Annotated in this window: 20 protein-coding genes; 11 read left to right on the forward strand and 9 right to left on the reverse strand. The window is 54.0% G+C overall.

The annotated features are described in order from the left end of the window. Positions 1-81: 81 nt before the first annotated feature. Positions 82-2235 (forward strand): copper-transporting P-type ATPase, encoded by a 2154-nt coding sequence (locus BMX00_RS04200; protein WP_090827426.1) that lies wholly within the window; start codon positions 82-84, stop codon positions 2233-2235. A gap of 62 nt (positions 2236-2297) precedes the next feature. Next, positions 2298-2654, forward strand: a complete 357-nt coding sequence (locus BMX00_RS04205) for a hypothetical protein (RefSeq protein ID WP_090827428.1) — start codon at positions 2298-2300, stop codon at positions 2652-2654. Positions 2655-2951: 297 nt separating this feature from the next. Here BMX00_RS04205 and BMX00_RS04210 read toward each other — a convergent pair whose 3' ends face one another. From BMX00_RS04210 to BMX00_RS04230, 5 genes are all read right to left on the reverse strand, one after another. Next, positions 2952-3992 (reverse strand): bile acid:sodium symporter family protein, encoded by a 1041-nt coding sequence (locus tag BMX00_RS04210; RefSeq protein WP_090827430.1) that lies wholly within the window; start codon positions 3990-3992, stop codon positions 2952-2954. A 462-nt stretch (positions 3993-4454) separates the two neighbouring features. Beyond that, complete coding sequence (locus BMX00_RS04215; protein WP_090827432.1) at positions 4455-4826, reverse strand: VOC family protein; 372 nt, start codon at positions 4824-4826, stop codon at positions 4455-4457. Positions 4827-5066: 240 nt separating this feature from the next. Beyond that, the gene (locus BMX00_RS04220) at positions 5067-5411 is read right to left on the reverse strand and encodes a hypothetical protein (protein WP_090827434.1); all 345 of its coding nucleotides are present in this window, start codon (positions 5409-5411) and stop codon (positions 5067-5069) included. A gap of 282 nt (positions 5412-5693) precedes the next feature. Then, the gene (locus BMX00_RS04225; protein WP_090827730.1) at positions 5694-6395 is read right to left on the reverse strand and encodes a lamin tail domain-containing protein; all 702 of its coding nucleotides are present in this window, start codon (positions 6393-6395) and stop codon (positions 5694-5696) included. Positions 6396-7342: 947 nt separating this feature from the next. Beyond that, positions 7343-7924, reverse strand: a complete 582-nt coding sequence (locus tag BMX00_RS04230) for a hypothetical protein (RefSeq protein ID WP_342707144.1) — start codon at positions 7922-7924, stop codon at positions 7343-7345. A gap of 231 nt (positions 7925-8155) precedes the next feature. Here BMX00_RS04230 and BMX00_RS04235 point away from each other — a divergent pair, with 231 nt between their 5' ends. From BMX00_RS04235 to BMX00_RS04265, 5 genes are all read left to right on the forward strand, one after another. Continuing rightward, on the forward strand, positions 8156-8584 hold the full coding sequence (locus BMX00_RS04235) for a winged helix-turn-helix transcriptional regulator (RefSeq protein WP_245727681.1): 429 nt from the start codon (positions 8156-8158) through the stop codon (positions 8582-8584). Between the two features lie 517 nt (positions 8585-9101). Further along, on the forward strand, positions 9102-10445 hold the full coding sequence (locus tag BMX00_RS04240; RefSeq protein WP_090827437.1) for an NAD(P)/FAD-dependent oxidoreductase: 1344 nt from the start codon (positions 9102-9104) through the stop codon (positions 10443-10445). Positions 10446-10543: 98 nt separating this feature from the next. Next, positions 10544-10981, forward strand: a complete 438-nt coding sequence (locus BMX00_RS04245; protein ID WP_090827439.1) for a DUF3293 domain-containing protein — start codon at positions 10544-10546, stop codon at positions 10979-10981. A 691-nt stretch (positions 10982-11672) separates the two neighbouring features. Beyond that, positions 11673-12179: a hemerythrin domain-containing protein gene (locus BMX00_RS04255; RefSeq protein ID WP_090827444.1), complete on the forward strand. Its 507-nt coding sequence runs from the start codon at positions 11673-11675 to the stop codon at positions 12177-12179. A 666-nt stretch (positions 12180-12845) separates the two neighbouring features. After that, positions 12846-14018, forward strand: coding sequence for an AI-2E family transporter (locus BMX00_RS04265; RefSeq protein ID WP_090827448.1), 1173 nt, complete (start codon positions 12846-12848; stop codon positions 14016-14018). 275 nt (positions 14019-14293) lie between these two features. Here the strand turns inward: BMX00_RS04265 and BMX00_RS04270 are convergent, their stop codons facing one another. Next, positions 14294-15541: an NRAMP family divalent metal transporter gene (locus BMX00_RS04270; protein WP_245727683.1), complete on the reverse strand. Its 1248-nt coding sequence runs from the start codon at positions 15539-15541 to the stop codon at positions 14294-14296. A gap of 402 nt (positions 15542-15943) precedes the next feature. On the opposite strand from BMX00_RS04270, the gene BMX00_RS04275 reads away from it, so the two are divergent. Further along, positions 15944-16855: a D-hexose-6-phosphate mutarotase gene (locus BMX00_RS04275; RefSeq protein ID WP_090827452.1), complete on the forward strand. Its 912-nt coding sequence runs from the start codon at positions 15944-15946 to the stop codon at positions 16853-16855. A gap of 96 nt (positions 16856-16951) precedes the next feature. Here the strand turns inward: BMX00_RS04275 and hrpA are convergent, their stop codons facing one another. Beyond that, positions 16952-20917: an ATP-dependent RNA helicase HrpA gene (gene hrpA, locus BMX00_RS04280; RefSeq protein ID WP_090827454.1), complete on the reverse strand. Its 3966-nt coding sequence runs from the start codon at positions 20915-20917 to the stop codon at positions 16952-16954. Between the two features lie 211 nt (positions 20918-21128). Here hrpA and BMX00_RS04285 point away from each other — a divergent pair, with 211 nt between their 5' ends. After that, the gene (locus tag BMX00_RS04285) at positions 21129-21314 is read left to right on the forward strand and encodes a hypothetical protein (RefSeq protein WP_090827456.1); all 186 of its coding nucleotides are present in this window, start codon (positions 21129-21131) and stop codon (positions 21312-21314) included. Between the two features lie 241 nt (positions 21315-21555). Here BMX00_RS04285 and BMX00_RS04290 read toward each other — a convergent pair whose 3' ends face one another. Then, entirely contained in the window at positions 21556-22713 is a 1158-nt protein-coding gene (locus BMX00_RS04290; protein ID WP_090827458.1) for a TIGR03118 family protein, read from the reverse strand. 450 nt (positions 22714-23163) lie between these two features. On the opposite strand from BMX00_RS04290, the gene msrB reads away from it, so the two are divergent. Continuing rightward, on the forward strand, positions 23164-23679 hold the full coding sequence (gene msrB, locus BMX00_RS04295; protein WP_090827460.1) for a peptide-methionine (R)-S-oxide reductase MsrB: 516 nt from the start codon (positions 23164-23166) through the stop codon (positions 23677-23679). Beyond that, positions 23613-24419 carry a peptide-methionine (S)-S-oxide reductase MsrA gene (gene msrA, locus BMX00_RS04300; protein WP_245727691.1) on the forward strand — a complete coding sequence of 269 codons (807 nt, stop codon included), beginning with the start codon at positions 23613-23615 and terminating at the stop codon, positions 24417-24419. The genes msrB and msrA overlap by 67 nt, the downstream gene beginning before the upstream one ends. Positions 24420-24496: 77 nt before the next feature. Here the strand turns inward: msrA and BMX00_RS04305 are convergent, their stop codons facing one another. Continuing rightward, positions 24497-25258 (reverse strand): hypothetical protein, encoded by a 762-nt coding sequence (locus tag BMX00_RS04305; protein WP_090827462.1) that lies wholly within the window; start codon positions 25256-25258, stop codon positions 24497-24499. Position 25259: the final 1 nt, after the last annotated feature.

Here is a 25259-nt window from a genome sequence, read left to right on the forward strand (position 1 = left end):
GTAACTTCAGGGACTCGGAAAGTGCCAGCAGACCGTAATCACATACCGTCGCACGCGGCTCACCCTCATGGGCATGAAGATATGATGGCCCACGTCCCACATCAACCGGTGACAAGTGCCCAATGGACCTGCCCGATGCATCCGGAGATCGTACGGGACGCACCGGGCGATTGCCCCATCTGCGGCATGGCGCTGATACCCATTGCCGGCACAGGCATGGGCGCAGGGGAGGCCGGCGATACCGAATTGAATGATCTCGCGCGGCGGTTACGGGTAGGGATCGCTTTGACCGTCCCGCTGCTAGTAATCGCGATGGCGCCCATGCTGGGCATCGGGGAGCTGTTTGGGTTACAGCCGCGCGAACGCGGCTGGGCCGAATTTTTGCTTGGGACGCCTGTTGTGCTGTGGGTGGGCTGGCCCATCCTGCGCAAATTCTGGCTATCGCTCGCGCACCGGGCGCTCAACATGTACACCCTGATTGGACTGGGGGTAGGGTGCGCCTACCTGTTCAGTCTTGCGGGCATATTCATGCCCGGCTGGTTTCCACCAGAGTTTCGCGAACACGATAGCTCGGTGGGAACCTATTTTGAAGCGGCCGCGGTCATCGTGACGCTGGTAATACTTGGCGACTACCTGCAATTGAAGGCCATGGGACAGACCAGCCTAGCCATTCAGCAACTGCTGAAACTCGCTCCCAATCAGGCTTGGCGCTTGCGCGACGATGGGATGGAGGAGCAGGTGTCGCTTGAGGCTGTCGCTGTTGGTAATCGGCTGCGGGTGAAGCCGGGCGAGAAAATACCTGTCGACGGCATAGTGCTTGAGGGCATGAGTAGGGTGGATGAATCGATGATTACCGGCGAGCCGATACCAGTGGCCAAGGGCCCGGGCGACAAGGTGATCGGCTCAACGGTGAACGGCAACGGCTCACTGGTCGTTCGTGCCGAGCGGGTAGGTGCGAACACGCTGCTGGCGCGCATTGTTCACATGGTTGGCGAAGCACAGCGCACGCGCGCACCCATTCAGCGGCTCGCCGATGTCATTGCCGCTTATTTTGTCCAGTTCGTGATCGCCATCGCGATCATAACGGCACTCGCATGGTCGTTTTTCGGTCCCGAGCCGAAATTCACGTATGCACTGGTCAATGCGATCGCGGTCCTTATCGTTGCCTGCCCCTGTGCAGTCGGCCTTGCAACGCCCATTTCGATGACCGTGGCAATGGGGCAGGGCGCACGCGCGGGCATCCTGTTCCGCAATGCCGGGGCCATCGAGCGCATGCGGAATATCGACACAATTGTCGTGGACAAGACGGGCACGCTGACGCTGGGGCACCCGGCCCTGACCGATTTTGCCACTGAAGGTATCGCCCAGGACGAGGCGCTCGCGCTCGTGGCTGGCGTAGAGCAGCTTTCCGAACATCCGATCGCGCGGGCAATTGTTGCGAGCGCCAGGGCTCGCGGTCTGAAACTTCCGCAAGCGGAGGATTTCGAGGCACTCAGTGGTCTGGGAGTGCAGGCCAATATCGACGGCAAACGGGTGCTCGTTGGCAGTCGGAATTTTCTCTCACAGCACAATATCGACACGCAGCGTTGGGACGAGCAAGGGGAAGCTTGGCGGGCGGAAGCAAAAATGGTGGTATTTTTCGCGGTGGATGGCGTAGCGGCCGGAATCGCCGCGGTCGCCGATCCCGTCAAGGAGAGCACGCCCGAAGCCATCACGACGCTTCGGAGCCTGGGTATACACATTGTGATGCTCACCGGCGATTCGCGGCGCACTGCCGAAGCGGTTGCCCGGCAGCTCGGCATCCGCGAAACCCTGGCTGAAGTGCTTCCCGAGCACAAGGCCAGGCATGTCAAGCGATTACAATCCGAGGGGCACAAGGTGGCAATGGCGGGCGATGGCATTAATGATGCGCCCGCGCTGGCGCAAGCAGACGTGGGCATTGCAATGGGGACGGGGACCGACATAGCGATGGAGAGCGCGGATATCACGCTCGTCAAAGGCGACCTGCGGGGCATTGCGCGCGCTGTGGTGCTGTCGCGCGCTACCATGCGCAATATCCGGCAGAACCTCACCTTTGCATTTGGGTATAACGCGCTTGGCATCCCGCTTGCCGCAGGGGTGCTTTACCCCGCTTTCGGGCTGCTGTTGTCGCCCATGTTCGCGGGCGTCGCCATGGCGATGAGTTCGGTCTCTGTGGTCACCAATGCACTGCGGCTCAATCGCATCAAGCTATAAATAACACTACAGGGTTTAATGTTATTATTATTTTTTGTAACAACTCAACAGGGAGACAATTCATGACATCCCGTATTTTTCTAATCCTTCTTGCTACCGTGGGTTTATTGGCCTCCTGCGCGCATATCGAGCCTCATCCCATGGATATGACAAGCGCGATTCGGAATGCCAAAAGCGGCGCGGATCATTACGCGTTGGCCAGGCACTACGAGGATGCGGCAAAAAGCATGCAGGCAAAGGCGGACCAACAAAAGAAGATGCTCACGGAATATCAGGATCACGGCTATTACTATGGCAGGCAAACCGAAGATCTGATAGAGCATTCCCAGGCTTTGGCGCGCGTCTATGAGGAGGCCGCGAATGCAAACATGAATTTGGCTCACTATCACCGCCGGTTGGCGGACGATGTGAAACAATGATTTGGTGAGCATGCCGGCGATCACCAAGCGGCGGAGTTCAAGCGGTGACCCAACAAGGCGCCAACTCCAGCTGTGCCATTTCCTTTCGAGGCCCGGCAGTTAACCAGGAGGCCCAGTTAACCCCGAAGTCCTTGGGTACCGACATTCATTCATTAAATAGCAGAGGGCTGTCATGCGACCTATCCTGGTAATTCTTATAATTCTTTTTAACCACCGGTCCGGTTGATCGATTTTCACCTGTCCAGATTGCTCGCCCTTCCACTCGTCCCTTCTACTCATTCCTTCTACTCATTCCTTCTACTCATTCCTTCTACTCATTACTTCGTGTATCGTCCCGGCTACGATGTGCTGCACCAGGTTATAGAATATGATCGGCACCATTATGTTGGGGTAGGCCGATAAAGCTAACGATGCCAGGACCAACCCGGTCCCGTTATTGTTCATTCCCAGTCCGTACATCAGCGAAACCTGCTCCGCGCGGTTCAACCTGAACAATCGGCTCAAGCCGTATCCCGCAGCAAACAGGGCCAAGCATAGCCCTGTGGTAATTGCCAGCGTCATGCCCAGGAAATCATAGTCACGTTCAGCCATAGCTTGTGGCAGGGATACTGAAGCATTGGAGTAATTCAATAACAGCAAAACAATACTATTGATGAGCTTTAGGTAGGGCATACCCCGTGTTTGCCAGTCTTTGTTAATGACCAGGCGCACCGCAATGCCCATCAATGACGGCATCACCACCCAAAGACCGAGGAAGCCCCCGGAGCCGTATGCGGCCAGGCCCTGCAATACTTTTTCGTACTCGTCCGAAGCCATTTCGCCAAAAATGTGAAATGTTGCTGGAGTGAGGATGGGGCTTAGAATCGTCGAGCAAAAGACCAGTCCCAGGCTTAAGGCCAGATTTCCGTTGGAGTTCTGCGCCCATGCGGTTGACGATCCAGCGATCGGCATGGCTGCGACCAGCGCCAGCCCCACCAGAATATGTTGGACTTCGATCGGTTCATACCAGAGCAGCCGCATGGCTATGGTCATGCCATAAATATAAACGATGGGGATGATCAAATTGGCCGCCAACCCGGCCAGCAAAAGATACTTTTTCTGCATGAGGTCTTTCAGATCGGAAAATTTCAACCCCAATCCAGCGTTGAACATGAGCATGGCGAGCATGATCATCAGCAGCGATATGCTTGTTTTTGCTTGGAAGATATTTATCTCCCCCAACGAAACATTTCTGATCCATAAGCCGGGACTCGGCATGACCATGGCAATAAGATACGCGCCGATCAAAAACCAGAGTAGATGCCGATGGATCAAATGGGAGATCGAGAGCAAACTCAATGTGGAGTAGCTGCCAATTGTTTTTGAACGTTCGGAACGGCCTATGGACTGTATGCTGTGGGTCGTATGCTCTATATCCAGTTTAGCAACGGTATGTATAGTTTGCGCGGGTGGCAGCCATACCCCGGAACCACGCTCCCAGCGGTGTAGCGGGCAGCGTCAAACATTTCGAACAGGTCGGCGGCCATGCTGATGGGGAGTGTTGGGGGAGTGTTGGGGGAGTGAGTATTGGGGCAGTGATTCGCATCAACTCATAGCGTTGCAGCGATGAGGTCATTGCCGCGTCGTTTCGGAGCTCGACACGGCACGGCGCTCCCATCGGGGACGCATGGAAAGTCTGGTGCAGATTCAGGACCGGCAGATTCCTGGCAGGACAGCCGCCCACAGCCGCATAAAAAGGACTTGATTAACGGCGCCCAGATAACGCCCGGCTGGACCGGCATACCATTTCATAAAACTACCCTAGTGCATGGAATGCAATCCAATCATATTGCCCTCGGTGTCGAACACCAGCGCGATGAAGCCATATTTACCAATGGCCATTTTTTCCTTGAAAACGCGTCCGCCGTGTTCGGCGGCACGGGCAGCCTCCACCGCGCAGTCTTCACACATGAAGTAAACCAGCGTGCCGCCTCCACCGGAAGAACAACCTTCCATTTTCGCCAGCGCACCTGCTGCACCATAACCTTCTTCCGACATCGGAAAGGTCCACATTTCCAAGTCAGGGCTTTCTATAGGCTCGAGCTTACCTTGAAAGACGGCCTCGTAAAATGCTTTGGCGCGCTCCATGTCTTGCACATAAATTTCAAACCAGCCGACTGGGTTTTTTTTCATGACGTTGCTCCTTTGGTGGTAGTTGTGATTTTTCCGCATAGCGGGCGTATCCCACGTTTCGAACAAATCCATCCACGTACTGTTGTGCCGCTAGTCGCACGTTGCCAACTGGTCGCCCGGAAGGCTGAGGCTTTGCTTCCCCTGTTCCCCCTGCCGCCTTGTGCGCGTCCTCAGCATCATGTGATACGCGCCTGTTTCTGCAAAATAGAGCTCGGTTGCGTCACTTACTTGCGTTACATACTACTGAGCCGTTGCACAGATCGCGATAGCCGTCGCCTGCCGAGCGGTAGCTCCCTCATTTCGCACCATCACCCGCCAGCCATTATTGACAATGTTCCCCTGGCCGTCGCTCGGATCTGAGGCATAAACCTTTACATCCTCGGGTATCTCGATGTTGAACCCGCCTCCCAGGACCTTCTTACCGCTCGGGCATACTACCTTGACCTTTGCAACTGCACCCGCCGGAACCACGACGCGGTTCTGCATGATTTCGTGACCGGTGACGCAGCCCGAAACCGCAATGCTGAGCGCCAAGGCGAGCACCACGCTGGTGGATCTTGGACGTATTGTCTGCTGTTCGCACATAAATCCTCTTCGTAGTCAGGTTATTTCATGCTGTAGAGAATTACCCCGTCAGTATCTCCCCAATGGGCCTAGTTGCCCATCCTTATAACATTAGTTCAGGAGAATTTCACGTCAAGTAGTATCTATGTAGAAAGCCAGATAACGCGCCATCTTGCGAGGGTGCGACCTGGTTGCGCTGCGGATGCTGGATGTCACACGGTCGTGCGCACATCGCTGCACATTGCTTGAGATAAAACGACAACCCCGCCGAAGCGGGGAGTGTTTAGTTGCGACTGAATACCACTAGGCAACTTCTTTCTTTTTTCTGAGACGCGCCATAAAACCCGTCAAGCCAAGGCCAGCCAGGAACAGGGCATAGGTTTCAGGCTCAGGCACTGCTGAGATAGCTCCGGGCGAACCAATCTCGGCGCTGTCATTTGTGGCTACGAAAGCCCCATTGACGCCGGCGACGCTTAACGACGAGATCATTGTGTTGTTCAGCCCGGCTGCGTTGTCGAAAGTTTGGAAAGGGGAGGTGGTATCTGACGCACCGAAGGTCACTGCAGCCTGCAGAGCACCGCTGGCGTTGTAGATATTGACCGCGTCGCCGGCAGTGCTCAGTCCAACACCCGAACCCGAGTAGTTGCCTATATGCAGGGCGGAGGGGGAGGAGCTACCAAACCAGGTGCTGAGGAAGCTCGCGTTGACCGAATTTTCGATGAAAATCGCAGACTCGCCGGCTGCTATGCTGGTTATGCCCGTCAAGGCCACCGCCGAGCTGAAGGAATTTGAGTTGTCGTCCATCTTCCAGCCGGTAATGTTCACTGCGGAGGTACCGGTGTTTGTGAGTTCGAACCAGTCCGAGGCGTAGGGTGAGTTGCTGCTAGCCCACGGCGCCACTTCGGTGATTCTGACCTGAGCGTCGGCGATAACGGCGCCGGCAGAGACGCCGGTAGAGAGAAGGGCGGCAACAGCGCCGAGCAGCAATTTCGTTTTTGTCTTCATAGCTTGCTCCAAATGAATTAACAGGACAATAGATTCCAGAACTTGAAACACCGGCGCGCGGAACATCCGGAGAACGAAGTCGCGCTTGCCGCGACCTTGTTTGCTTATAAATCACTTGGGATAATAGCGGCCGGGTGTGTCGGCATAGTGACGAGGCCGGCTCAAATACTGATCCAATGGAACTCTAGCCTAACTTTACGTGTTTCCGCCTATTCGCCGCATTGGTTGCCCGAGTTGCCATCGAATTGCTACGGGGAGGCTAGCAATATAAACTCACCCTAATATGCTCGCCCATCAGGCTACCAGTACTCTAAAAAACCCGGCTCATAGGGTTTGCCTAAGGCCGGGGCGGGTGCTACCTCTGCAGGGTGGTCGAGACACCCGCACCAGCATCTTACTGAATTACCGGAACGTTACCATTGGACTGAGGTACACCCCGAGGAGTACCACAAAGAATCCCACGAATGTGGAACTACTTATTAAAATAAATCAGCGGGATATCCATATTATCTGATATATCACTTTAAATGAGTAGCGACACGCATGCGAGGCGTTTTAGCTTGTGGGGATCAGGAAGGAAGCATCGATTGTGCTCTGCTTTTTTTTGTTTTCATGGGCATCGCTTTCACCAGGAGCAGGTGACTGAGCGCCACTTGGCGTTTTGCCCCATCGATCGAGTTCGCAGATGGTTGGAGACGCAGGCAGTTGAAGATTTTCTGGCGCTTGGCCTGTTTGAGTTAAGCTGATCCGGGCGCGGACACACACTTTTGCGTAATTGCCCACGAGGCGGATATCGGCGTGGCCCCAGTGGCTCCACGTGGCATCTGCATGCCGGGGGAGCCAGAGAGCACTGGCGATGGCTTCAAATCAGCCCTCTCGCCTTAATCAGCTTACCTCATACCCTTTCGAAAGGGTATGAATGGTTACTTGGGATTTGCTAGGGAGCGCTACGGACGGCGCGACGATCTCCATTGCCGCACCCGCTTCGATTGCATGATCCTGTACCCGAGGAAGGTCAGCAAAAGCATTCCGATCAGCGGCCATACCGCGGCGCGGAAGGTTTTCGCGTAATTGATCATCTGTACTCGCAATGGATACTGGTAATGCACCGGAGGCACCGATTCACCCGTGATAAATACGGTGTATTGTCCCTTATCGAGGGTGGTCTCTCCCCGCATCACTCCATCAGGGTGGTGACTCGGACGAACATAGCTCACGGTCTCATCTTCCTGCTCGCTGGTTCCTCTTACTATTCGCATTCCTACCGGGATATCGCGTAATGCTGGATCGACGAGATCCACCACCAGGAATGTATTTCCTTCTTTCGGTATATCAGTACAGTACTGGTCGCTCGGCTCGTGTTGTGGCTGATAAGCGCTCAAATGCACCATGCTGTTGTCGCCGAGCCGGCGCATGCATGTATCTTCTTCCATAGCCACCCTTCCATGCGCCGCCGCGGTGCCGCTGTACAACCCCGCGGCAAAAACAAGCGCCAACGCGCCCGCTTGAATCGCTTGCTTGATCATCATCCATTACCTCCTTCTGATTTGTTCGGTTGCCTCTGCATTCATGCTTGATCGATATATCGCTGGATGAGGTGCGTGGTTTCGGCACGGCGCCGTTTCAGCACACCAGCCGCGCCTCTGCCATAAGACAAAGGCGTCTTAAGATGTAAATTATGACTTGCCAACGATGAGTTAGCGCTTAATTATCGTCGTTCATGGTTGCACAATGAAAGTATAATGAGAGTTAATACCCCAATGCAACTAAAAATAATCCTGTCCCGCCCAATGGCTAACAGAATCAATAAACAAGATCAAATCAAACGCTCCTCCTGCCCGATGAGTTGCGCGCTCGATATGATCGGCGATAAGTGGACCCTGCTCGTCATCCGCGACATCATGTTCCTGGAGAAGCGCTACTTCCGGGATTTCCTTTCTTCTCCCGAAAAAATCGCTTCCAATATACTTGCCGACCGCCTGAGAAAACTGGAAGAATCCCATATTGTTCTGCGGCAGGGTGACCCCGACAATGCGCGCAGGTTTATTTATTCGCTCACCGAAAAAGGTCTGGATCTGCTGCCTACCATGATGGAACTGCTGCGCTGGGGCGAAAAATATGACCCGGCGAGCGAGGGACACGAATGTTCAATCCGGCAGTTCGCGCACCATCCTCACGGTAGCGGCTGAGACGCGCTCGTCTTATTTCCCTTCTGTGGGTCAGCCTCGATCATGGAGCCCGGGACATGGGTAACAGGGACATGGATAAAGGGGAACGGTCATTAAGGTGAGGGTCAAGCTGAAAAGAAAAAAACGCCCGCCCGCCATTATACCGCGCCAACGACCACCCGTTGCGTAATGAACGAGAAAACGCCGGATAGTTCCTCAAGGTAAAACGATACTCTCGGCACTCACTTGAAAGGCGGACCGCTATCCTGGCAAAACTGTTGAGAGCGGCGGATCGATCTTTATATAAGCCCGGGATTATTTCGTGGTACGTACTCACCCCGGATTTCGTCGAGTCCTGGCCGATCGGTTGCAAGCGCAGGCCACCGGCTGTTGCTGTGGTTTTTGACAAGCTCGTCCCCATAACCTATGTTGAATCTGCCACAGGATCGGGCGCTATATCTATTTGAGAAGGGAACCGCGCGATGCAATGGCTGAAGAAAACCATGACGCACCATGAACGCGAGGCCAGGTAAAACCAATGAACGACCGTTCAGGGAGCAAACCGGGGTACGGCCAGAATCAAGCGTCGCAATTACCGCGCATTGTGATTCTCGGTGCCGGGTTTGGCGGATTGACCTGCGCTCGGGCGCTACAGGCCGCGCCAGCCGAAGTTACGCTGGTTGATCAGCGCAACTTCCACCTGTTCCAGCCCTTGCTGTACCAGGTCGCTACCGCCGCCTTGTCCCCAGCTGATATCGCCACGCCGATCCGCCGGATATTGCGGAACCAGATCAATGCCAAAGTTGTGCTGGGTCACGTTGAGGCAATCGACCGGCAGGAAAGGACGGTGCGTTTGCGCGAAAACGGCCGCCTTGTCGCCTACGACATACTGGTGATTGCCACGGGCGCGCGGCATTCATACTTTGGCCATGAAGATTGGGAAGCATTTGCGCCCGGTCTCAAGCAAATCGAAGACGCGCTTGATATCCGTAATCGCGTGCTCGATGCGCTCGAGCGCGCCGAAGCAACAGAAGATGCGGATGAGCGACAGCGCCTGCTCAGCTTCGCCGTCATCGGAGGAGGCCCGACAGGCGTGGAGTTAGCCGGAGCTATCGCGGAATTGGCAAAAATCGAGCTGGCGCAGGAATCCCGAACTATGCACGGACTCGCGGCGCATATTGTCCTGATCGAAGCGGGTCCACAGATACTGCCGGTTTTTGTCCCGTCGCTGGCGGATAAGGCCCGGCGCTCACTAGAGCAACTGGGCGTCGAAGTACTGACCAACTCCATGGTCGAGCACTGCGATTCAGAAGGAGTAATAGCCGCCGGCAAGAGAATCGAAGCACGAACCCTTATCTGGGCTGCGGGCGTTGCGGCTTCCCCCGCCGCTCAATGGCTGGACGTTGAGCCAGATCGCGCCGGGCGTGTGCGTGTCCTGGGCGATCTGTCACTGCCGGGAGACCCAACGGTATTCGTGATTGGTGATACCGCGGCGGTCTATAGGCCCGACGGAAGGCCTGTGCCCGGCATTGCACCCGCTGCGAAACAGGAAGGCAACTATGTTGCCGAGCTGCTGCTGCGAAGGTTAAATGGCTCAGTCAGCATTGACGGTAGGGGCGGTGCTGCCGGGATGCAGGCACAGCCTGAGTTTCACTACCACCATGCGGGCGATCTGGCCACTATCGGCCACAAATCAGCGGTACTGGATTTCGGCTGGATCCGTCTCAGCGGGCTCCTAGCATGGCTGCTCTGGGGCTGTGTGCATATTTTTTTCCTGATCAGCTTCCGTAATCGCATGGTCGTGATGCTGGGCTGGTTATGGTCCTATTTCGCTTCTGATCGCGGTGCGAGGCTTATTACAGGCAGCGGACGCGAACTTTGAAAAGTTGGCTAAAAAGGTGGCTACTAAGTAACGGGCGCCAGAGCTCTGCCTCTCGGGTCCTGCCGAATATAAGCCCCAGGCAAGAATAAGAGGTTCAATTGCCGCGGTCTCACATTCCCGCCGAGGTCATTGCCGCCTACCGCTCGGCTCGCTACCAGGCTGGATCCGGGCCTGACGCGATGATACTGCGTGTGGATCAGTATTCCGAGCCATTGTCGCAACTTTTTGCCACTTCAGGTCATCGGTGCGCCGCCTTTATTACTGCTTGCAATCCGTTCGGCGTACGTCAAAGCCCCGAGGCAAACCGGGCAGCATGCGTGCGGCTACGGAAACGGTTAGCTCAATATGTGCCCCAGCTGGCACGCATTATCGAAGGGGTGGGCTTGGATTCCGCCGGAGATTGGCCGGGGGAAGAAAGTTTTCTTATCCTGGGACTCGATCTTGAAACGTCGCGCGCGCTTGGCAGGGACTTTCATCAAAACGCCATAGTATGGGTTGATAAGGATGCTATTCCGCGGCTGATCCTGCTGCGTTAATAGGAACCAAGGCCCATAACTCAAGCATATCGGAGCATTCAGTAGTGTTAACACGCCTGCATTTCATCCGGCATATCGTTGACCATAAACTTCGGAAATAGTATATCCGCTTCGAGAGGGAGATATTTATCATTGTTACCGGATGGCCGCCTGCCACCAAGCCGCGCTGCCTGAGGTTCTCTTCGAGAGCCTCCAGAGAGGCTTTGTGGCAATGACGATACCTTTGTCGCCCAAGGCAAGCGCCGAGCCTATAAGTCGGTCACTCCTCTATCAGGAAGGTGTAATTCTCATAAAACTGCATGAAATGTTCACTGGCTTCACTGTGCTCATGTATCCGATGGCTTAAAATAAAAAGGTGCGACCAAGCCAACATCCTCACCTAATCGTTTGCTACCGCACTGAAGCTCCTCCCAACATATGGGACTATTGCGTCCAATAAAGCATTGACGAGCTGTTTTTTTGCGCCGCATAAAAAAGAGCCGGCAGAATAAAAAGCTTAATTGTAATTGTATTAACGGATGGCTTTCCTGCTCCCAGCATTCGCGCACCGGGCAGTGGCCGAAAAAGAAGGATGGCTCAATGGCAAAGTCGCTAATAATAAAGCCTGCGCAAAAATATACCAGAGTGCTAAAAATCAGCTTTCTATCAGAAACTTAAGCAATTCATAACTTAATATCATAAGGAAACAGTCATGGCCACTACAGGAAGCACCACAGGAAAAACCACAACGCGTAGCACAACAACACGCAAGGCAAAAAAAGATGCGATCAAACTTCTGACCGACGATCACAACAAGGTCAAAAAGTTATTCAAGGAATTCGAAAAGCTTAGCAAAAAAGATGATGAGACTGGAAAAGAAGAACTTGCGATACAGATTTGCAAAGAACTTAGTGTGCATGCTCAGCTGGAAGAGGAAATTTTCTATCCTGCGGTGCGTGCCGCTATTGATGACGACGATTTAATGAACGAAGCAATGGTGGAGCATGCATCGGCTAAGGACTTGATTGCACAAATCCAGTCAATGGCAGTTACGGATCCGATGTATGACGCAGTTGTCACTGTACTGGGCGAATATGTTAACCATCATATAGAAGAAGAACAGAATGAAATGTTTCCCAAGGTGCAAAAGTCGGATATGAATCTTGAGGAACTGGGCCTTGAAATCGCCGAGCGCAAGGAGGCATTAGTAGAGGATTAATCCCACACTGCTAAACAGGTGCCAGGGCTTATTCAGCCATTGGTACTGAGGAATTGGCGCGTCTTTTAAATGTTTGACCCGCCTCATGCATTAACCGCCTGAATACTGCTTTTGCAAGAGGTGCATCGTGTTCTGGAGCGTACGCTGCTATTACCGTCGCTCGATACGAAGATTTTATTCCCCCCAGAACTGATGCAGAGCAGCATTATTTCACCCCGGTTGGACATTTGTATCTCAACTGCCAGCAACTTTATCCCTCCCTGACGAAATGTTACGAGACATTTTTCTTCGAGGAGCCAAAGTAACGGAGGAGCAGTGTGTACTTAAAACCGCTTATTTGCCCGCTGGGAGCATGAGGTAAAACGAATATGGACTACTTTTCTTTCCTGCAGTGGCCTGCAATGGTGGTCACTATACTCTCGGTATGGCTGCTGACCTTCCCATCAAAACCTGCGCGTCATGGGGGGTTTTTTCTTTCTCTCATCGGCAATATGCTATGGATTATTTGGGGCTGGCACGCGGAGGCATTTGGGCTTCTTAGTCTGCAGTTTGCCTTGGCTGGGCTTAACGTCCGCGGAATCAGCAAGACAGAGTAGAGAGAATAGTATTTACGTACGGAAATGTTCGCGCATGGAACTGACGCTAGTCAATTAGATCGAGAACCCCATGAATTCACCAATTGATGAATTGGAGACCGAATTAACGCCTGTGGCGTCAAAAGCTGTTGTGCAGCTCGTTACCGAGGAAATACCGCCGCCGGGAGCTGCGCCTACTGGAACGAGCGTAACGGCGGTCTGGATACTTGCATTGATCGCTCTGGTTGCTGCGCTGTATCTGGCACGCGCTTTCATTGTCCCGTTATTGTTTGGCATTCTTGTAAGTTACACATTATGGCCGCTGGTGGACTGGTTGGAGCGATATCGTGTTCCGCGAGCATTGGGCGCGGCATGTGTGCTGACAGCGCTTGTCGGAGGGGCCTCATGGATGACATTCACTTTAAGTGATGATACTGCGCAAATGGTCGAGAAACTTCCAGATGCGGCGCGTAAGATGCGGCAGAATTTGAGCATTTTTCATACCGGTGGCTTGAGCGCATTACAGCAAGCTGCCGATGAGCTCCAGGGGGCTGCGGTTAACGCAGGAATGAAATCACAGGATCCCCCGGTAGTGACCCGGGAATCAGGAACCGCCGCATGGTTGCGCGATTTCATGCTCACGCAATCCGCTTTGTTGGTCACGTTTACCGCACAAGCGCCAGTCGTGTTGTTGCTTACTTATTTTCTGTTGGCCTCAGGAACACATTTCCGGCGCAAACTGGTGCAGTTCGTCGGACCTTCTCTCACTCAAAAGAAAGATGCTGTTCGGATACTTGAAGAGGTGGATGAACAAATTCAACGCTATCTGCTTGTCATGCTCATATCAAATGCCCTGGTTGCGATGCTTACCTGGCTTGCCTTTGAAGCAGTCGGGCTCGAACATGCGGGTGTATGGGGGGTTGCTGCCGGGATACTGCATTTTATTCCTTATCTGGGCACCGTGGGGATTGCGCTTGGCAGCGGCGTTGCGGCATTGCTCCAATTCGGATCGCTTCCTCAGGCGTTCTTTGTAGTAGCGGTCTTTCTGCTTATTTCAGGGGCGGTGGGGATGGGGTTTACCACGTGGTTACAGGGTAGATTTGCAGGCGTGAATGCAGCGGTTCTATTTATCGTCCTGTTGTTTTTCGGCTGGTTGTGGGGAATAGCAGGTTTGCTGCTGGGCGCGCCGTTGTTGGCTATCACTAAAGTAGTCTGTGATCATGTCGAGCTCCTTAAACCCGTCGGAGAACTCTTGGGGCGGTAATACTTTGCTCCTGGCGGACAATTGGGAGGTAATGCCGAGTAACTTTTCCGCAATCTTTGATAGGCAAAGACTGGGCCGATAGATTCGATGCAGGCTAAATTGATTGACTGAATCCATCGTGGTGTGGCCCATTACAAAGCATATGGACGAAGCAGATCGAAAATCAAATCGTTGCCTCATCACCAGTGCAATACTCAGCCAGATGCGTATCCTCCTAACAAAAATGGCTTGGCGGGCAGGCGCCTTCACCATATTCTGGCGATGCTGCCCAGATACTACACCCCCCCGGCGTTCCAGGTTGCTGCCATCACCAGCACCGCAAGCGCCATCACAATTGTTCCCAGCCAACCGAGAATTCGAAGTCGAGTGGTAACGACGAATGGTCCCATTACCTCGGGTTTCGCAGCCATTAACATCATCACTGCCATGATAGGCACTGCTATAACCCCATTTATAACGGCGCTCCAGAATAGTGCGTCAATAGGGTCGATCGACGTGAAATTAAGCGCCACTCCTAAAAGGGTTGCGATCGTCAGGATGGCATAAAAACCTCTTGCCTGCAGGAGGGTACGTCCCAGGCCGATGCGCCAGTCGAACGATTCCGCTACCGCATAAGCAGCCGAGCCTGCGAGGACCGGCACGGAGAGCAACCCCGTCCCGATAATACCTGCCGAGAACAGCAGGAACGCAAATTCGCCAGCTACAGGCCGTAATGCTTCTGCAGCCTGCGCGGTGGTCTCGATCTCCGTAATACCATGGAGATTTAACGTTACCGCTGCCGTTAGCATAATGAAGAAAGCGATGAGGTTGGAAAATCCCATGCCGACGTAGGTGTCAATCTTGATTCGGCGCAAGTGAGCTTCAGCCTGTTCAGGTGCTTGTTTCAGAGGCTCTTCGCCGTCCGCCGCTCTCTGCTCTTCCACTTCCTGCGAGGCTTGCCAGAAGAACAGGTAAGGGCTGATGGTAGTGCCGAAGACAGCGACCACAGCAACCGCGTAATCAGCCCTGAATGATATGGAGGGCATGACCGTATTGTAGATTACCTCTCCCCAGGGAACCTCGACGGCGAAGACCGTGGCGACATATGCAAACAACGATAACGTGAGTAATTTCAGGATAGGTGAATAGCGTGGAAAAGGTATGAAGATTTGCAGTACGAGCGATATTAGCGCGAACACGACAGCATACAGATGGGCTGGGCCACCAATGAGAAGCTTAAGCGCCATACCCATCGCGCCAATATTCGCGCCAATGTTGATCGTGTTGGCAATCAGAAGCAAGCAGATAAGGCTATATAGAAGCCATGAAGGGTAGCGCTGCCGAATGTTCGCGGCGAGACCATGGCCTGTCACACGACCAATGCGGGCACTCACGATCTGGATCCCCACCATAAGGGGAAAGGTTAGAAATGTTGTCCACAGCAATGAATAGCCGAACCCGGCACCGACTTGTGAATAAGTCGCAATGCCGCTCGGATCATCATCTGCGGCGCCGGTTATGAGTCCGGGGCCGAGTTTTTTCAAGAGTGATTTATTTTGTAAAGCAAAGGGCGTCTGATTATTCAAAAAAGCTCCACGCGTCAATTACTATATCTTTGCTGCGTTACAGGCAGAGCTTATCCCGGTCACCGCCAGAGATCCTCAAACGGAGCCGCAACAGGCCATGGAACGGCGCTGGGCCCTCCCTTTTATATTTCGGTTGTTTTTCAGGTAATTCATGGGTTCAGAACCCCTTAGGTTCAGAGCTCATCGGGTTCAGAACTCATGGGTTCAGAACTCATGGGTTCAGAACTCATGGGTTCAGCAACCATTGTTCAGCCGGGACGTCGGCATGCTATTATAATGTCATTACTTACCCAATAATCAAGAACCGCTCAATTACAGCTCGCTTGATGCAGCAAGCCTGGAGCAGATAGGACCGAGACAATGAATATCGAACAGCTGAACAACAATCATGGCATCGTTGATCACATCAAGTTTATCGAAGGGGCGGGCGGATTCCCCTATATACGGGTCGATAATGCCAAAGGCAGCGCCATTATTTCGATTTACGCCGGACAGGTGCTTTCTTTTCACCCCGCCAATGAACCGCACAACCTGATGTTTGTCAGCGAGCGTGCATATTATCAACCTGGAAAGTCAATCAAGGGCGGTACCCCGGTTTGCTGGCCCTGGTTCGGGCCTGATCCGGAGGGGAAGGGCCGCCCGGCGCACGGCTTCGTACGCAACCGCTTCTGGGAAGTCATGCGGACGGAAGCAAGCGGAAATGAGGAAGGCAAAGTTACGCTGGGGCTGAGGGATTCCGCCGAAACAAAAGCGATCTGGCCGCATTCATTTGAGCTTTTGCTGGAGATCACCGTCAGCGATTCACTGAATATGGAGCTGATCACCCGCAGCTTGAATGGCGATACGTTTCCCGTAACCCAGGCGCTGCATACTTACTTCAAGGTCGGGGATATTGCTCAGGTGGTGATATTAGGGCTGGAAGGAACCGAGTACGTGGATAAAACTGATAAAGGTCATGTGAAATCCCAGGCTGGAGCAGTGGTCATCGATAAGGAAGTCGATCGTATCTATCGAAACGTGCAGGGCGAGATAGTCATTGAGGATGCCGAGCTCGACCGTCGCATCAGAATTAAATCGAAGGGCAGCAAGACCGCGGTGGTATGGAATCCATGGGCTAAAATCTCGGCGGAAATGGGCGACCTGAAAGACGACGATTATAAATGCTTTGTTTGCGTCGAGACTGCTAATGCCGACCAGGATGTGGTGCAGGTCGGGCCGGACAGCGAATCGAGACTGGTGGCAAACTATCGTATCGAGCGGAATGTATCATAATTCTTTTAGATCAATTTTTATCCGAACGATTGGAGCGAAGCGGAACCTATGGTGTTTGACATGAGGTAGGCTTGCTGACTCCGTATCCGATGTACTTCACGCGCCCACTTCCTCCCATAACTTCTCAAGCCGCTTAACAGAAACAGGGTAGGGCGTTTTCAATTCCTGGGCAAATAGAGAGATGCGCAGTTCCTCGATCTGCCAACGGAACTCCGCAAGTGAGGGATCGCTGAGTCCGGCCTTCCGGTGCTTCTCCAGGCGTTGTTCGTACTGTTGCCATAACCCGGCAATAACAGCTCCGTGACGAATGTCGCGCTCCGGGTTGACAGGGTATTTATCCAGGCGCAGGGCCATGCCCTTCAGATAACGCGGCAGATGTTGCAGCCGCTCCCAAGGCGTCTCGCACAGGAAACCCGGATAAACCAGGTGCCGTAGTTGCCCGTTGAGTTCATCCTTCAGTTTTCCGGCATCTTTTCCCATGGATGGGGACGATGCCGGCTTGCCAGTCCCGCCCCCTCTACCGGTTGCGGAAAGCCTGCTTAGTAATGCCTGACATTCGTTCGCGATAGCTTGTACCGCTCGGACAACCCCCTCGGTTACGGCGGGCAGCCGCGTTCTCGCCCGCTGCCTCTGGGCGGCGAATTCGTTTTCGGTACGCGGCAATGTGTCTGTGCCGATAAAGGCGCGGTCGGCGATGGCGCTCAGCACGTCCTCCCTGAGCGCATCCGCACTGATGAGAATGTGTAATTGCAAAGCAGCCTGGCCCAGGTAACGGCTCTGCCCTGACAGATCCTTTTCCAGTTGCTTCATTTGCTCCTTGATCTCGAAACGCAACAACTGCCGCACTCCGCCGCGCATGCTCTCCTGCGCCGCTTCGCGAGTATCGAACAGGCGAATCGCCACTTTTCCCCCACGATTGACCAGCGCGGGATGGCCGGTAAGCTTTTTGCCTGCGCGCGTAAAGACGATTTCTTCGGGGAGATCGCCAAAATCCCAGCGCGTCACCTCATCCCGCTCGATCGGAATACGTTCGTCTGGTCCCGACCCCGAGGGCCCCGAGAACGTCAACCGTGCCGCCTGGCCAAGCTGCGCCTTGAGTTCCTCAAGATCCCGGCTCATCGCAAGTTCGCGCCCGGCATCATCTACAATTTGGTAATTCATCAGCAGATGCTGAGGCAGCTTTTCGTCTTGCCATGTATCCGGCGAAACAGTGATGCCCGTCTTGAGCAATACAAACCCGGCCAGCGCCTTGGTGAGCAGCATTCGAAGCGGTGCGGGCGTGGACTGGTCTGCTGCGGGTCCCGAATCACAACTTTCCAGAAACCCCGTGACAAACTCCGGTATGGGCACCACATGACGGCGTATCTGTTTGGGAAGCGCCTTCAGATACCACGTCACCTTCTCGCGGATCAATCCCGGAACGAGCCAATCGAATTGCGCGGAGTCCAATTTATTGAGCAGCGGTAATGCCGCGGTAATCGTGACGCCATCCAGGACGCTCCCGGGATCGAAGCGGTAACTCAACGGCAGCCGGGCATTATCCACGGTCACGCTGTCGGGAAACCGCTCCTCGGTGACGCTGCTCGCCGCATGGCGCATCAGGTAATCCCTGCTGAGATAGAGAAGTTTCGGGTTTTCCCGCTCGGCCTGCTTGCGCCATTTCTCGAATGCCGCGCCGTTGGAGATGTCGCCGGGGATGACGCGATCGTAAAAAGCAAAAATTGCCATATCGTCCACCAGCACGTCCGGTCGCCGCGCCTTATGCTCCAGCGCGGCAACACTTTCGATAAGTTTGCGGTTATGCTCGAAAAATGGAGCCCGGGTTGCATATTCGCCCGCGACCAGCGCTGCACGGATAAAAATTTCGCGCGCTTCGCGAGGATTGATGGCGCCGTAATAAACCCGGCGTTTCGGCACCACGGTAAGGCCGTACAGCGTCACGCGCTCGTATGCCGAAACCTGTGCCGGAGTTTTCTCCCAGTGGGGATCGAAGTAGTGCTTTTTGCACAGCCCGCCCGCGATTTTCTCTATCCAGACGGGATCTATTTTCGCCGCGCAGCGCGCGTAGAGCCTGGTTGTTTCGGTCAGTTCCGCTGCCATTAGCCATTTAGGTTTGGCTTTCTTCAGCACCGAGCCGGGAAATATCGAGAATTTGATTCCCCGCGCTCCCAAGTATTCGCCATCCTCATCGGATTTAAAACCGATATTGCCCAGCAGCCCCGCCAACAGTGCACGGTGGATTTCCTCATACGAGGCGGGAATTTCGTTGGGTCGGAGTCCCGTTTCCAGAACCAGTACATGCAGTTGGCCATGGATTTCACGCCATTCGCGCATCCTGCGGTGAGATAAAAAATGTGCCTGGCAATCCGCCAGCAACTTTCGATTGGATTTTTTGTGCTTCAGCAAATCATCGAAAAAATCCCATAACTTCAGATAGCCAAGAAAATCGGAGCGCTCGTCCTGAAACCGCTGATGCGCCCTGTCCGCTGCTTCTTGCCGCTCAAATGGACGCTCACGCGGGTCTTGCACACTCAGGGCGGAAGCGATGATGAGCACTTCACTCAAGCAATTCTCGTCTTTGGCTGCGAGAATCATGCGCGCAATTTTGGGATCGATGGGAAACTTCGCCAGGCGCCAGCCCACCTTGGTAAGCGCATTGCCGTCATCCACAGCGCCGAGCTCGGCCAGCAGCTGGTATCCGTCTGCAATCATTCGTGGCAAGGGCGGATCAAGAAAAGGAAAGTCTTCCACGGATCCAATTTTGAGCGACTTCATGCGCAAAATCACGGATGACAGCGATGAGCGCAGGATTTCCGGATCGGTGAATTCCGGACGCGCAAGATAATCTTCTTCAGAGTAGAGCCGAATGCAGACACCGCTCATCACACGGCCACAGCGCCCCGCCCGCTGGTTGGCGGACGCACGCGAAATTTTTTCTACCTGCAACTGCTCCACCTTGTTGCGGTAGCTGTAGCGATTGAGGCGTGCCAGTCCCGTGTCGATCACATAGCGGATGCCGGGAACAGTGAGAGAAGTCTCCGCCACATTGGTCGCAAGCACGATACGTCTCATGCTGCTGCCTCCGGGCTTGAATACCCGTTCCTGATCGGCATAGGACTGGCGCGCGAACAACGGCAGGATTTCAGCGCTGGAAACGGCGGCGCCACGGTTACCCCCCACACCGGCGCCCGGTCCACCTAAAGCATGTTTGCGCAGAGCCTCGGCAGTCTCGCGGATTTCCCGTTCTCCCGGAAGGAAGATCAATACATCACCTGCGCCCTCGCGTGCAACCTCATCCACCTCATCAAGAATGGCCTGTTCAAAATCGACTTCTTCCTCTTCATTCTCTTTCTCCCCGGTTCGATTCTGGGCTGCATCACGGCTCCGGCTACCATCCTGAGACTGGCCAAAACGGGCGGCCCGGCGAATGAAATCGATAGGACGGTAGCGCACCTCCACGGGGTACATTCTGCCCGAGACCTCGATCACCGGCGCATTGTGGAAATGTGCCGAAAAGCGTTCCGCATTGATAGTGGCGGAGGTCACGATAAGCTTGAGATCCGGTCGCCGAGGCAGCAATTGCCTTAGATAGCCGAGCAGGAAATCGATATTGAGACTGCGTTCATGCGCCTCGTCGATAATGAGGGTGTCGTACCCAAGTAGCAACGGATCGCTCTGGGTTTCAGCCAGCAGGATGCCGTCGGTCATGAGCTTGACATAAGTCTGTCCGCTCACCTGGTCGGAGAACCGCACCTTATACCCGACCGCGTGGCCCAGCGTGCTATTCAGTTCCGAGGCAATCCGCGCCGCAACGGTGCGCGCCGCAATGCGCCGCGGTTGTGTATGCCCGATCATTCCTCCCACTCCACGCCCGAGTTCGAGGCAGATTTTGGGCAACTGCGTAGTCTTGCCCGAGCCCGTCTCTCCGCACACGACGACAACCTGGTGTTCCCCAACCGCGCGCGCGATCTCGTCACGACACGCGACGACCGGCAAGCCTTCGGAGTAAACCGGTTTAGGAAGATTGGTCAGACGCCAGGCAGCGTCGAAGGGCTTTTTCATAAGTCAGTACGGGAGCTGCAATACTTTCGGAGAGTGTGCTTAAGGATTTCCGGTGACGGATAATATCTTATGGCGAGGGGGCTGGCTCTCTCCTACTACCGGGTACGGGAGGGGTAGTACTCAGCACTGCCTCACTGCCTTGTTCCGCTCGCATTCTCGTGGATGAGGGCTATATTGATATTATCCCGTCTGCGAAGCATTTCATTGAGTCATGATCAGAAATCCTCGCACCAAACGATTATTATCCGTCCCGCTGCTTATTCTGGGTGGTTTATTGATGTTTCTCGCCCCGGAAAATATCTGGATCGGAGCAATATTATTCGTCCTCGGTATCGGGGTGGAAATAGTAGGCCTTGTGCTGGCGCATCGTGCCAAGACGTCGCAAAGCCGAGAATAACGCGAGATGGGGCCAAATCACGTCAGATGCCACGTGATCTCTCACATCCAGCTGAGGTGAATAGAGAGCCCGAGAACCTGTTGAGCCATCTAAATTTCGGACGTAAAATAAACCCGAAGGCGAACCACCGGCTTCGGGTTTATTAGTTGTTCTACTTCATTCGCCTGAAGCGATTATTTCGTAATTGCTGTGCCAAAGGCAGTAGTCAGCATCTAGCATTTAAGTCCCTGTCCAGTAAAAGTCAAGCCGCGACGCTACCTCTCCCTTCGTTTTCTCCATTTACGGCACGGCGCCGGATCATAAACACTATGACCCCGAGACCAGCCAGCATCATCGCGTATTCCGAAGGCTCCGGAACGGGCGCCAGGACACCGAACAACCCATGAGCTTCATTGTTGGGCCCCGCGGTGAAATACAACAAGTGGCTGCTTCCGCCGGATCCGTCATTCCCGGGCGATATAGCCCACAGGCCGTCGATCGCAAGTGGCTTATTGCTGGCATCGAGTACTTGCCCGAGGAACGCATGAGTAGTCGGATCGTAAATATTGATGTGACCGTCGCCAAAATTGCCCACTAGCAAGTCGCCCGCCATGGAGCCGAACGAGGAGGGCGCAATCGCCATTCCCCATGGCGCGTTCAATGTTCCCTCAGACGCGACTCGACCAATAAAGTCGCCGCTCAGGCTGAATTGGTCGACAAATCCCTTTCCAAGCCCCGGAACGTCATCGTGCTTTGCGTCATCCTGTTGAGCATAAGAGACATAAAGCGAGCCGTTGAGATTCTGAACATTGAAAGGTGCGTAACCGCTGGGAAGGGTCGCGTCGGTAAACGATCCGGACAAGGATGGAGCTGCGCCGTCTCCTTTATAGACGTCGATTGCGCCTGTCTTGAAGTTCGCCGCATAGAGATAATCATGGCCCGAGGTATTGCCAATGGCTGCGCCCTTGTAAATGTTTGCCGTGGACGCCGGAGCAATTGTTTCAGCTGCTGTGCCCAGTGCCGGACGCCACCCGGAGACTGTCCCATCCTCGCTCACGAACAGGAAGCGATTGCCATTGAATGATGTGGTACTGTTGTTGAAAACTTGGCCAGTTACGCTCCCAGCGCCGGGGATCGAAACCATCAGCGACTGTTTGGTCGTAGCCTGGGTTCCAGGATCCACGGAGTATAAATTCGCCGTTCCCGTACCATTTGCGGAAACCCAGAATGGAGTCGCCGGACCGAACGACATTCCCCAGGCATTCTTGAGATTAGGATCGGTGATTTGCGCGGCATTGGCAGTCTGATCATCGGTCACCAGATTGGTTTGAACAAAGGGAACAGCCCAGACAGGAATCGATAAAGAAGACATCAGTGCTGCCGCGGCAATTGGAGATAAGCACGATCGGATTTGTCGCATGATATTTCTCCTCAATGAGTTATAAGAATTTCAGTTCAAGTTGCCAGGTTCGGTCCCTTCCATGAAGTTCCTTTTACTGTTTTCCGGTTTGCTTCGTCTTTCTGTCTCTCCCCTTCCGTTATGGAGCCTGTTGACCGAAGCCAGCAATGCTACAACCTGCCAGCCAAATTGCTAAAGCTGGAGTGCTACGGCAGGCCCTCTGAATCTGGCTTGATGGCTTGCGCGGCATCAATTTTTAGAATGGGATGACCCTGGCTCATTCAGCATAGCTCATATAATGGATTTATTTTCTTGTACGTGGGGTCTCAGACCGATTCTCCTGGCAAGAAGGCTTACAATGGTTTATAGGTGGCTAAGTGAGTGGCTGTGAGTGGCTGAGTCAACTGCCGAAGAACCATCCCGAGGCGTTGACGGTCAAAAATGGGATAACATGTAAGGAGGGCTCCTCTTATGAACCGACGAGTCGTACTTCAAACTCTTGCTGCGCTGGCTACATTACCCGTAGTTTCGGCATGCTCTCCCGGTAAAACGGCCACAGCCGGCCCCACGGTCAAACCTTTGAATAAGCCGCATGAAGAATGGCGGGGTCTGGTTTCGCCCGCAGCTTATAAGGTATTGTTTGAGGAAGATACTGAACGGCCGGGTAGTAGCCCGCTTAATCATGAAGACCGCGAAGGCACTTACGTTTGTGCCGCTTGTCACTTGACGCTGTTTGATAGTGCGGATAAATACGAAAGCGGTACCGGGTGGCCTAGCTTTACACAGCCCATCAAGGGACATATGGAAACAAAGCGTGATTTCAGGATGATTCTGCCGCGCACAGAGTATCACTGCGCGCGGTGCGGGGGTCACCAGGGTCACGTGTTCAATGATGGTCCGCTTCCGCGCAAAGAGCGCTGGTGCAACAATGGCGTCGCGCTTCAATTCATATTAAAAGGCGAGCAGCTGCCGGCGCTCAGGAGCTGATTGGCTATCTCGCCTATTTCGAGTTGTTGGCGCGTCCGGCATGGTTTGCCTATTCCATGAATGTTTTCGATCATATCCACCGTAAACAAGCCGGCGTTGCCTTGCTGGCAGCATTCTCGTTATTGATGCTCTCTGCCTGCGACCAGTCAAATGCGCGTAACAAGTCCGGGAGCGGCAGCCTGCCCGAGCATGGAGCCGTTGCGCTTTCCTCAGCAGCGGGGATCGCCACCTTTGCCGGGGGCTGCTTCTGGTGCACGGAAGCGGATTTCGATAAAGTGCCAGGGGTTCTATCCACAACCTCCGGTTATCTGGGCGGCACGGTGGCTAACCCTACTTATAAGCAGGTTTCCTCAGGCAAAACGGGGCATGTTGAAGCGGTGCAGGTGCGCTTCGATCCCGCAAAAACCACTTATGCCAAGTTGCTCGCCGCTTTTTGGCCGACGATCGATCCCCTTACTTCCGACGGCCAATTTTGTGATCACGGCGGACAATACCGCAGCGTGATCTTTTATCACGATGCCGAGCAGAAGCGCGAAGCCGAGGCATCGAAGGCTGAACTCGAAGCCTCGGGACGTTTCAAGCAACCGATCGTAACTGAAATTTTGCCCGCTACCGAGTTCTACCCTGCTGAGGAATACCACCAGGACTATTACCTTAAAAACCCGATCCGTTACAAATACTACCGCAGCAGTTGTGGCCGGGATGCGCGTCTGGCCGAAGTTTGGGGTATTTCAAGATAAGCAGTGTTACTGCTTCAGAAATCTTTCTCGGAAATCTTTCCTTCCGCCTGCGTACCATGGTTATTAGCGGAGGGCATTCAACGCTGGACCTGGGGGGCTGATCCCGAAGCTGCTGCTGACGCTGGATTTTCGGTCCCGTCGCGTCTGGCCCTGACTTCGTTGGGATCCAGGTTTATGACCCGGGGGTCTTTCGCTGAAGGTGAGGAGAGAAGTCTTGCCTGCATATCTTCGGTCCTGGCGTCTTTCGCCTTTATATTTTTGGCTTCACCCTTGGTTTTTATCTCCTTTGGCTCCCTTGCCCCTTTTGCTTCTTTCACCTTTGGCTCTTTGTTTTTTGAGGGATTTGCTTTCGGACCGGCGTCTTTGGCCGTGATTTCCCCACTCTTTAAATCTTTGGCTGTATCGTATCGGCCCTTAAGCTCGTTGCTCAAGGCAATATAGTTGCGGTATTCATTCTGCATTTGGGATTGAAGCAGCGAATATTGATGGCCATAGGTCGTGCTGGCATTTTCCAATTGGCGTAATTTGACATCCAGTTGACGCCGGTTTTGGGAATTATCCTTGGCTGCGACGGTTTTAGCGGCTAGCGATACTTCCTGAATTTTCTGGTTCAATTGCTTGAATAACTGGGCCATACTATTGGCAGCGGCGCTATAGCGCCGGTGGTGCAACTCCATCCTTTCAAAATCTGTCAGCGGCTGACCTATCGGGAGAGAAGGTTGCTCAGGCACGTCACTTGCCGGAGCCTGTTCCGCAAACGCGCTGACCGAGATGAATGCGAGTATCAGAACCATCAATGCGGCGTAACCGACCAATTTATTTTGAGCACCGTAAGTCATG

It is taken from the genome of Nitrosovibrio tenuis (genome assembly GCF_900109785.1).
GTDB lineage: Bacteria > Pseudomonadota > Gammaproteobacteria > Burkholderiales > Nitrosomonadaceae > Nitrosospira > Nitrosospira tenuis_A.